This is a genomic window from Synechococcus sp. R55.7, assembly GCF_047461955.1.
Taxonomy (GTDB): domain Bacteria; phylum Cyanobacteriota; class Cyanobacteriia; order Thermostichales; family Thermostichaceae; genus Thermostichus.
The window spans coordinates 6,588-15,904 of record NZ_JANSIC010000026.1 but is presented as its reverse complement, the minus strand read 5'-3'; the positions used below and the strand labels follow the sequence as shown (position 1 = coordinate 15,904).

At 58.3% G+C, this 9,317-nt stretch carries 9 protein-coding genes and 1 tRNA gene; 4 read left to right on the top strand and 6 right to left on the bottom strand.

Translation table 11 applies throughout. The features are described 5' to 3' along the window. Positions 1-46: 46 nt before the first annotated feature. On the bottom strand, positions 47-1,237 hold the full coding sequence (gene yidC / locus NW820_RS02580; RefSeq protein WP_414406606.1) for a membrane protein insertase YidC: 1,191 nt from the start codon (positions 1,235-1,237) through the stop codon (positions 47-49). A gap of 224 nt (positions 1,238-1,461) precedes the next feature. On the opposite strand from yidC, the gene NW820_RS02575 reads away from it, so the two are divergent. Both NW820_RS02575 and NW820_RS02570 read left to right on the top strand, forming a co-directional pair. After that, positions 1,462-1,533 (top strand) — tRNA-Asn (locus NW820_RS02575). 292 nt (positions 1,534-1,825) lie between these two features. Then, complete coding sequence (locus tag NW820_RS02570; RefSeq protein WP_414406607.1) at positions 1,826-2,344, top strand: inorganic diphosphatase; 519 nt, start codon at positions 1,826-1,828, stop codon at positions 2,342-2,344. A 6-nt stretch (positions 2,345-2,350) separates the two neighbouring features. Here NW820_RS02570 and NW820_RS02565 read toward each other — a convergent pair whose 3' ends face one another. The 3 genes from NW820_RS02565 to rimP all read right to left on the bottom strand — a co-directional run bounded on the left by NW820_RS02565 (position 2,351) and on the right by rimP (position 6,240). Further along, the gene (locus NW820_RS02565; RefSeq protein ID WP_414406605.1) at positions 2,351-3,967 is read right to left on the bottom strand and encodes a B12-binding domain-containing radical SAM protein; all 1,617 of its coding nucleotides are present in this window, start codon (positions 3,965-3,967) and stop codon (positions 2,351-2,353) included. Positions 3,968-4,260: 293 nt separating this feature from the next. Further along, on the bottom strand, positions 4,261-5,634 hold the full coding sequence (nusA, locus tag NW820_RS02560; RefSeq protein WP_414387771.1) for a transcription termination factor NusA: 1,374 nt from the start codon (positions 5,632-5,634) through the stop codon (positions 4,261-4,263). Positions 5,635-5,769: 135 nt separating this feature from the next. After that, a complete protein-coding gene (gene rimP, locus NW820_RS02555; RefSeq protein ID WP_011433822.1) occupies positions 5,770-6,240 on the bottom strand; it encodes a ribosome maturation factor RimP in 471 nt (156 codons plus the stop codon). Positions 6,241-6,541: 301 nt separating this feature from the next. Here rimP and NW820_RS02550 point away from each other — a divergent pair, with 301 nt between their 5' ends. Next, a complete protein-coding gene (locus NW820_RS02550) occupies positions 6,542-7,057 on the top strand; it encodes a TIGR02652 family protein (RefSeq protein ID WP_011433824.1) in 516 nt (171 codons plus the stop codon). Positions 7,058-7,099: 42 nt separating this feature from the next. Here NW820_RS02550 and NW820_RS02545 read toward each other — a convergent pair whose 3' ends face one another. Both NW820_RS02545 and NW820_RS02540 read right to left on the bottom strand, forming a co-directional pair. After that, the gene (locus NW820_RS02545; protein ID WP_414406604.1) at positions 7,100-7,747 is read right to left on the bottom strand and encodes a class I SAM-dependent methyltransferase; all 648 of its coding nucleotides are present in this window, start codon (positions 7,745-7,747) and stop codon (positions 7,100-7,102) included. Between the two features lie 41 nt (positions 7,748-7,788). Further along, positions 7,789-8,652 (bottom strand): arginase family protein, encoded by an 864-nt coding sequence (locus tag NW820_RS02540; protein ID WP_414406603.1) that lies wholly within the window; start codon positions 8,650-8,652, stop codon positions 7,789-7,791. Between the two features lie 243 nt (positions 8,653-8,895). Between NW820_RS02540 and NW820_RS02535 the strand changes: the two genes are divergently transcribed. Beyond that, positions 8,896-9,317 (top strand): photosystem I reaction center subunit II PsaD (locus tag NW820_RS02535; protein ID WP_414406602.1); only part of this gene is annotated, 422 nt, incomplete at its 3' end.

Sequence of the window (9,317 nt, the reverse complement as noted above, 5' to 3'; positions counted from 1 at the left end):
AGGTATCAACACTCCACCACAAGTCCACCCCAACAGCGAGGATCCCCTAGGGCTCAAAGGGCAAGGATTCCCGTCCCTCCTTGGCTGCTCTGGGCTTGGTCGATTTTTCCACTTCCTTGGCCTCCACAGTGATCGCCTGGGCGGCCCGACGGCGCTCCTCTTCCACCAACTGCTGTAAGTTCTCCGGCAACGGCTCCCGCGAGAGCAGGAAAGTCTGCACCGTTTGGAAGATATTAGAGACAAGGATGTAGAGCAAAACCCCTGCCGGCAGAGGGAAGAACAGGAACATCGCCGAGAACAGCACAGGGGTGATCCGAGCCATGGAACTTTGGCTGGGATCCTCTTTGCCGGTATCCTGTCCGGCATTGGTTAGGTACTGGTTCAGGTAAATGGACACCCCAAAGATGACGATCATGGCGATGATATCCCAGTGGATGGTGCCATCCTCGTCGAAGGCCCCCACACGGCCCAACTTGTCGATGAACAGAAAGCCGGTGTCAGAGGCCAAACCGGGAATAGACACCTGCACGGTCACATCCCCCGGCTGCAGAGCCAGCAAGGTGCCATCCGGCTTGATCTGGGCACGATCTTCTCCTTTGGTGATCTTCCAGGTGGGCTGTAACAGATTGGGATCCCCACCCGCTTCGGCCACCAATTGCTCAAAAGGTTTGCCCCCCGGCCCTTGAAGCAAAAATTGCACCTCTTCCCCGACGGCAATCTTGGTGCCTTTGGGTTCCACCAGCACCACCGGCTTGTGAAGAGAGTCGGTGACAAAAATGTTCTTGCTGGGGCTGACGTAGGGGGCGGGCACCACCTCAGCCGCCATTTCCGCCGGCAGGATCTGCAAGTTGACATCGTAGGTCACCGCTGCAAAGGGGGATCCCCGCAGGGTGGCAAACAGGGCAAACAGCACTGGCATTTGAATGAGCAGTGGCAGGCAGCCCCCCAAGGGATTGGCCCCCAGCTCGCTGTAAAGCTTGGCCTGGGCTTCCCGAAGCTTCTGCGGGTCGTCTCGGTATTTCTCCTGGAGTTCTCGCATCCGCCGCTGCATCACCGGGCTGATCACCTTCATGCGCCGCATGTTGCGGATGGATCCCACATTGAGCGGGTAGAGGGCAAAGCGGATCACCAACGTCAGGAAGATAATGGCCAGTCCGTAGCTGGGCACGATCCCGTAGAAAAAATCCAGGATCGGCAGCATGACGTTGTTGGAGAGAAATCCGACTCCGAAGTCCATGAGGGGCGCTGGCAAATGTCCGTAACCATTGTAATGGCTTCCGTTCGGTTGACGAGGGCGTTTTCAGGGTTTGTCCCCTGGATCCGTCAGATAGACCTGAGAAAGGCGAGCAATTGAGCAAAATCAAGCCCGCTCCACTGAACAGGGATCCCAAGGCCAAACCAGAACCCCTCATCGGCAGTTGCCTAGCAGTCCTTTTTTCCCCTATGATGAGAAACGCTTGATCCTCGGTAGCTCAGCGGTAGAGCGGTCGGCTGTTAACCGATTGGTCGCAAGTTCGAATCTTGCCCGGGGAGTATGTCTGAGCCAATCAAGGAAGCCGGATCCGGAACCCTATCCTTCCAGGCGGCTCTGGGCCTGCTGAGGGAAAGGGGGAGAGAAAACCCAGTCTCCCATCTCGTCGAGGAAGATGCGACGCTAAGCCAGACGTGGAGAAAATAATGTGAAGCAATGTGAAGGCGGCTAAGGGTTTCGTCCCGCCGACGTGAACTGTTCCCGGCAAGTGTCAAGAGTCTCTGTCCTTTGGGGCAAGGAGTATGTCAGAATACCCTCTGGCTGTCTATTCCCAATCCGAGGGTGCTTGCTGTGATCGACCTGTCGCGGATCCCTGCCCAACCCAAGCCCGGCCTGCTCAACATCTTGATTGAGATTCCCGGCGGCAGCAAAAACAAGTATGAGTTCGACAAAGACATGGGAGCGATGGCGCTGGATCGGGTGCTCTATTCCTCGGTGCAGTACCCTTACGACTACGGCTTTGTGCCCAATACGCTGGCCGGGGATGGGGATCCCTTGGATGGCTTGGTGATCATGGATCAGCCCACCTTCCCAGGGTGTGTGGTCACGGTGCGCCCCTTGGGCATGTTGCAGATGATCGACGGCGGGGATCCCGATGAGAAGCTGCTGTGTGTGCCTGCTAAGGATCCCCGCTATGCTTCGGTGACCAAGCTGGAAGACATCGCCCAGCACCGCCTGGATGAGATCGCGGAGTTTTTCGCCACCTACAAGCGCCTGGAAAAGAAAGAAACCCAGATCTTGGGCTGGAAAGGCTTGGCCGAAACCGAGGCGGTCATTGCCAGCAGCATTGCGGCCTGCAAACAACCCCAATAGACATCTCTAAGGGATGCGAACAGAAAGAGCTTCCTGGCGATGTTGCAACAGTCGCTCCAGGGTGAGGGGCCCTTCGATGTGTTGCCAAGGCAAGGGATCCCCTGGATCCCAGTGGCTGTGCACGTAGTAATCCAGAGGCGGCAGTTGCCCTTTAAGCGCTTTGAAAGCGCGCCGGTAGCTCCCCAAGGATTCCCCAAAGTCCCGCGCCAACTGCAAGACTTTTCCCACCCGCCGATCCCCTCGCGAGATGAGGGCCTGGATCACCGACCAGCTATAGCTTTCCGGGCGCAACTCCACCCCCAGGGGACGCAGATGTTTCTGGAAAAACTGCAGTTTTTTCTCGGCCTGGGGATCCACTCCGTACCACTGAAAAGGGGTGTGGGCTTTGGGCACAAAGGTGCTGCACCCCAGCGTTAGGCGCAGGCCGGGAGCCGCTTTTTTGAGCTCTTGGAAAAGGGCTACTGTGGCCTCCAGATCTGCCTGGGTTTCCGCCGGGATCCCTACCATGCCGTAGAACTTAATGCCCTTCAGACCTCCAGCCTGGGCGTGGGCTGCTGCTGCCAAGATTTCCGGGTTGCTTAACTTCTTGTTGATGATCTGGCGCAGTTGTTCTGAGCCACTTTCGATGGCCACCGTAATGGACTGGCTGCCCCGGCGGGAGAGTACCTGCGCCAGACGTGGGGTTACGGTAGCGGTGCGCACCGAGGCCAAACTGAGACGCACCTGCTCGAAGCGATCCTGGGCCAAGTGCTCCAGCAACTGCTCAAATTGGGGGTGCTGGGTTACAGAAGCCCCCAGCAACCCAATCCGCTGAGTGACCTGCAGCCCCCGCTCTACCGCCGGGATCAAATGCCCCTCCACATCCGCCACCCGGAAAGGCAGGGTGAGATAGCTGGCCAGGCAAAACCGACACATCTCCGGGCAGCTGCGCACCACCTCCACCATGTAGATGCTCTCCCAGGCCGCTTTGGGGGTGACTACTGTGGAAACCGAGAGGGTGTTGCCGCGGAAGGTGTGTTTGCGAATGGAGCTAGGGATCCCGGCCACTTTGGGGAGCACCTTCTCCACCGGGCCGTCGGGCTCCCGGTATTGGGGTTCATACAAGCCGGGCACATAGATCCCTGGCACCTGCGCCAGCGCCTGCAATTTCTCAGCCCGGGATCCCTGGCGCACCTCCCGATAGACCTCAATCATCTTCTCCAGAAGACCTTCCCCATCCCCCAACAAGATCAGGTCAAAAAACTCAGCAAAAGGCTCGGGGTTGGCCGTCAGTACCGGGCCGCCGCCAAAGACCAAGGGGTGGGCTTCTTCCCGCTCCTCAGATCTGGGAGGGATCCCGTGCCGTTCCAGCAGAGCCAGGATATGGACATAATCCAGCTCCCAGGATAGGGAAAAGCCGAACAGCTCCGGCTCCCGGGGCAGGGGTTCAGCCAGATCTGTAAAGAGGCGGGAGACGGCCACATCTCGGCGGCTGGCCAGCAGACTCCAGATGACTTGATAGCCCAGGCTGGTGATCCCCACTGCGTAGGTGTTGGGAAAGGCATAGATCACCCGCACTGCGTCGGGGTCAGGCGTGGCCGGGGCAAAGAGCAACTGCTCCAGGGCAAACTCTGAACTAGCCAAGGGATCCCGCTGTGTTGGATTGAGGTTTGGGTTCTGGCTCGGAAGAGTTTTGATTTGCCTGCCGAACTTTTTTGGCTCCTGCATGCTAACAAAAGCTAGCATCTTTCACCAGCGCAGATTGCCGGAACAGGGCAGTTCTGCCCAAGCAGGCAGGAAAACCCCACATGCGCCATTGCGGTCTCGGTGCAACCGCGATCCCCTGCAGCAAAACTCATTCCAAAGCCCAGACTTCCGGCAGAAGCCGCCCTCTACGAGCAAAGTGTACGGGCAAAGTGAGGGTAGAGCGTATATCATTACCCCTTCGGCTGGGCAATGTCGAACTCGGCGTCGTAGTCGAAGTCCTCCTCTTCGTCAGCCCAGTCTTCTTCCAGCCTATCGTCCCCCGCCAGCTCCTCTTCCTCCAGGCGGCGCTTTTCTTCGTATTCCTCATCCTCTAGGCCCAAAGCAGCCCGCTCTGCCCGCCGCTGGAAGCGCTCCAGTGCCGCTGGAGTGATGAAGGGATAGGGCAACCCTTGCGCTTGGGCTTCCTCCAGCGCTGCGCGGTAGCTCTCCACTTCCTTGATGTCGATTTTCCAACCGGTGAGGCGGGCTGCCAGGCGCACATTTTGCCCCTCTTTGCCAATGGCCAAACTGAGCTGGTCGCTGTTGACCAACACATGAGCTTGCTGGATTTCCGGATCCACTAGCCGCACCTCCACCACCTTGGCCGGGCTGAGGGCGTTGGCAATGTAGGTGGCAGGATCCGGCGACCAGCGGATGACATCGATTTTCTCGTTGCGCAGCTCCGCTACCACCGCCTGAATCCGGGATCCCCTCGCGCCAATACAGGCCCCCACTGGATCCACGTCCCGCTCCACCGTATCGACCGCAATCTTGGTACGTGGCCCCACATTTCGGGAAGGGGGGTTGGCCTCCCGCGCCACTGCCACAATCCGCACGATATCCTCTTCAATTTCTGGCACCTCGTTGGCAAACAGGTTCACCACCAAGCCAGCATCGGCCCGGGAAACCAAAAGCTGTGGCCCCCGCCGGGATCCCTCATAGACTTTCTTGAGATAGACCTTCATCACCGCGTTGGGAGTGTAGCGATCGCTGGCCAGCTGTTCCTTCTTGGGCAGTTCTGCTTCCACCTCAGGTTGTCCGAAACCGCTGGATACCGACATGATCACCGTCTGCCGCTCGGTGCGCAGCACCCGTGCCTGCAGTACGGTTTTTTCCAGATCGCGGAACTCTTCCTGAATCAGACGGCGCTGCTGATCCCGTAACTTTTGCGCCAGCACCTGCTTGGTTTGGATGGCCGCCATGCGGCCAAATTCCGCCTGTTGTGGGGTGACATCATCTGTGACTTCCCAGCCTACTTCGGCTTCTGGGTAATCCTGCTGCACATCGTACAGAGAGATCTCGTGATCCGGATCCTGTACCTGCTCAACGATGGCTTTGGTGGCCAAAACGCGAAAGCCTCCTGCCTCCACATCCAACTCCACATCGAAATTGCGGAAGTGGTCTTCTGCAAAGACCACATCTCGCTGGATGGTTTTGCGGTAGCGTTCGTAGCCCTTGAGCAGCGCCTCTCGCAGGGCATCGGTGACCACATGGCGGGGCAAGTTGCGCTCCCGCGAGATCATCTCCACCATTTCCGCCAAACCCGGCAGAGGCACCATCGCCATAACCACTGTCCTCCTGCACAAACTTCGTGAAACTTGCTGTTGCTATTGCTCCACAGCGGGAACTGAACCCGCATCTCTGATGCGAAGGGAGGGCCGCACCACCTGCGGTCAAACGCTCTCTCTATCTCCGGTCTCCTAGTCAGTTTCCGATGAGAGGGCAACCCGCTGCACCGAAGCGCGGGGCAACTGAACTCGCCGCCCCTTGAGGGATAAGGCAACCCTCTCCTCATCCCGACCCAGCAGGTGTCCTGACCAAACGGCTTTGCCCTTGTAGGGTGGATCCAAGGTCACCTCCACCGCAAACCCTTTGAAAACCACAAAGTCGCGATCGCTGGTGAGAAGGTTGCTGATGCCAGGGCTGGACACCTCCAACACATACTGGCCTGGGATCAGATCCACCCGATCCAGCTCGACTTCTAAGGCTTGGCTCATGGCTTCGCAATCGGCATGGCTGGTTTCTCGGTCGGGATCCAGTGGGCGGATATCCACCCGCAGAACTGGCGGATGCTGGTTGGTGTGGAAAACCATCTGCACCAACTGGTATCCCAGTTGAGCGGCCAAGGGACGGGCCAAGCTCTCCAACTGTGGAATAAGAGGGTGAACCATAACCAACTTGTCACCAACCGGGTGTTGCCGCCAGATCCAAACCCCTTTGAGCCGGAGCTGGCAAAGGGGACAGTAAGCCCCCTCAAAAAGCAAAGAAGTGGGTACCACCCACTCCCCGTTGCTATCGCGGAGCTCCTTGAGGCTCGCCCAGAATCAGTACAGACTTCGAGCGCATCCCCCCTACCTCCTAATTTAGAAGATCTCCTCCGGTTTTGTCATGGGGATCCCCAAAAGGCAACATCTATAATGTGGACAACTGCGGATTTGCCCAGATATCCAGCCGCGTTTTGTGGGGTTTCCTATGACTGTTGCCTTTTCCTACCCGATCTTCGGCCCCAGCATTCAGTGCCCCCACTGTCGGCAAACGATTGCGGCCCTCACCCTGACCGATACCTACCTCTGCCCTCGCCATGGTGCATTTGAGGCGGATGCTGAACAAGAGGAGCTGGTACACCTGCAATCCGGACGGCGCTGGCGCTTTTGGGAAGGTCGCTGGTTTCGTCAGCACACCCACGCCGATGGGATCCGTTTTGAGATTCATGAAGAATTGGATCGGCTGCGCATGCAAGGAATGCGAGCCACTCAGGTGATCGTGGCCGAGCGCTACCGCCAGCTGCTCACCCCTTATCTGGAGCAGGGATCCCACCGTCGTCCTGGCCCACCTCGCCTCTATGGCTTGCCCGTCAGCTTCAGCTCCCAAATCCCAGAGGATAGGGGTGGATCCCCTCAGCGCTGGCGGGTGATCAACTTTGAGCTGACCTACGAGATCGACCCGGCCATGCGGCAGCCGCAATCCCGTCTGCAACTGTGTGATTAGAAAGGCGAACAGGTAGAGAGCCATTGAAGAATCGGTGGCTGCTCAAGCCCCCTGGGATCCGCAGCTTCCTTCCGGGTCAGGGAGTGCTATGCCTTGATAGGTGTAGCCGATAAACTTGGGCTGGTCAGGCATATAAAACCGCTCCAGTTGCTCAAACCGAAACCCCGCTTCTCGGATCAACCGGGCCATATCTCGGTTTAGGTTGCAGCCATCTGCGATTACCTTTTGTATAGGGTTAAGACAATTTTGCCATCTTTGCACCTGGGGATCCTCACTGAGGCCGTGTTCGAGAAAAAACAGCTTGCCCCCCGCTCGCAACACCCGCCGGATTTCCCCTAAAGCCTTGGCCACATTGGGAATGCTGCACAATGTCCAGGTGCTGACCACGCTATCAAAACTCTGGCTTGGAAAAGGCAGTTCCTGGGCATCCGCCACTTGCCAATCAACGGCGATGGGAGAAGAGGCAATGCGCCGACGAGCCAGGGATCCCATGCCGGGATTGGGGTCTACCCCTGTGATCTTGCGAATGTGCTCTGGGTAGCAGGGTAGGTTGAGGCCGGTGCCAAAACCAATCTCCAGAACGGATCCCTGCACATGGGCCAGAAGCTGCCGCCGATAGCGCTCTATCCGTTCCCCCGAGAGGGCCAGATCCAACAGTTGCGGGAAGATCACTCGGCGATAGAGGTTCATGCAACCATTCCCAGATATTCAGGCATTCATCTTTGAGCAGCTTAAACCGTCTGGACAGGTTGCGGTTGAGCGGTCACCTTCAGGGAGTGAAGGGCATAGCAGGCCAGCAACCAATTGAGCAGGCGGGCCACCACGCGAGCAGTTTGCCGTGTTGCGGATCCCACCGCCACCCCTCCCAGTGAAAGGCCAACCACAGGACGAGCGGCAAAGATGGCCTCACAGGTCTGCAACAGTTGCGGCCAACTCACCCCCCCTGGCTCTGGGTGATGCACCGCGGGCGCCAAGGAAGGATCCAGCACACTGCAGTCCACCACCAAAAACACCGGTTGATCCGGCAAAGAGGCCACCACCTGCTGGGGATCCCAGCCATCTTGGGCCCAGAATATTGGGCTGTGGTGGGCTTTCAGCCATGCGTAGGCCCGCGCACTGCCGCTGCGCAATCCCACATGGATCACCGGCAGCTTGTGCTGATAGAGCAACTCCACCCAGGCAGCACTGCCATAGCTTGTATCTTGATCCGGCTGGGTCATCTCTGGGGGCGGCATCAGGTTGGCATGAGCGCTGCAATGCACCACACTCAGAGTTGGGTAGTGCTTCCAGAGGGCACGAATGGCCCCCCAACTGGCGGCCAAGACCGAAGGCAACAGCACCGGCCATTGTTGTCGTCTCCAAGCTTGAGTCACCGCCGCCTCACACATGCCGTAGGGAGGCTCATCCACCAGCCCCGGCAACTGCGCCACCGCCAGCTTATCCACATCGATCCCCAACCTCGGCTCGAAGGCACACAGCTCCGAACCGGCATTGAGAATGGCCATCGGAGCCTGAGTATCGTGGCCAAAGGCGGTGGGAATGAGAATGACCCTAGCGTTGGATTGCGAGCTGGGATGGAGGGACCACTGGGCCATGGGCGCTGTTCCTTTTCCAGAAAGCTGTGGGTCTCCGGCTTGTTCTATGGTGGCCTACAGGGCGCCCAGGGATCCGTCTGAGGGCCAGCCAGTCTGCTACGAAAGATTACAGTTCCCAGGCGGAACTGGGGCCAAAAATCGAGTCAGTGGTAGATTCAAAGTGCTTCGCGCCGCAAACCGCGGTTTGGACAAGGCAAACCACCGCAAACCACAACGAGTTGAGAAAGGTAGACTATGGCTGTGATGGAAGGCGATCCTCGTCAGGGAGCAAAGCTGCCTCTATTTGGGGGATCCACCGGAGGGCTGTTGAGCGCAGCCGAAACCGAAGAAAAATACGTCATCACCTGGACGGGCAAGCCGGGGCAGGTGTTTGAAATGCCCACCGGCGGCGCTGCCGAAATGGTGGAAGGCAAAAACTTTCTCACCTTTGCCCGCAAAGAGCAGTGTTTGGCGCTGGGTGCCCAGTTGAGATCCGACTACAAGATCAACGACTACCAGATCTTCCGCATTCCCGCGGGGGGGGAGCCTGTGTTGGTGCATCCCAAAGACGGCGTCTTTCCCGAGAAGGTCAACGAAGGCCGTGAGCCCGTCGGCAAAGTGGATCGCAACATCGGCAAAAACAAAGAGCCGATTACCTACAAGTTCACCGGCGGGAAACCCTGGGA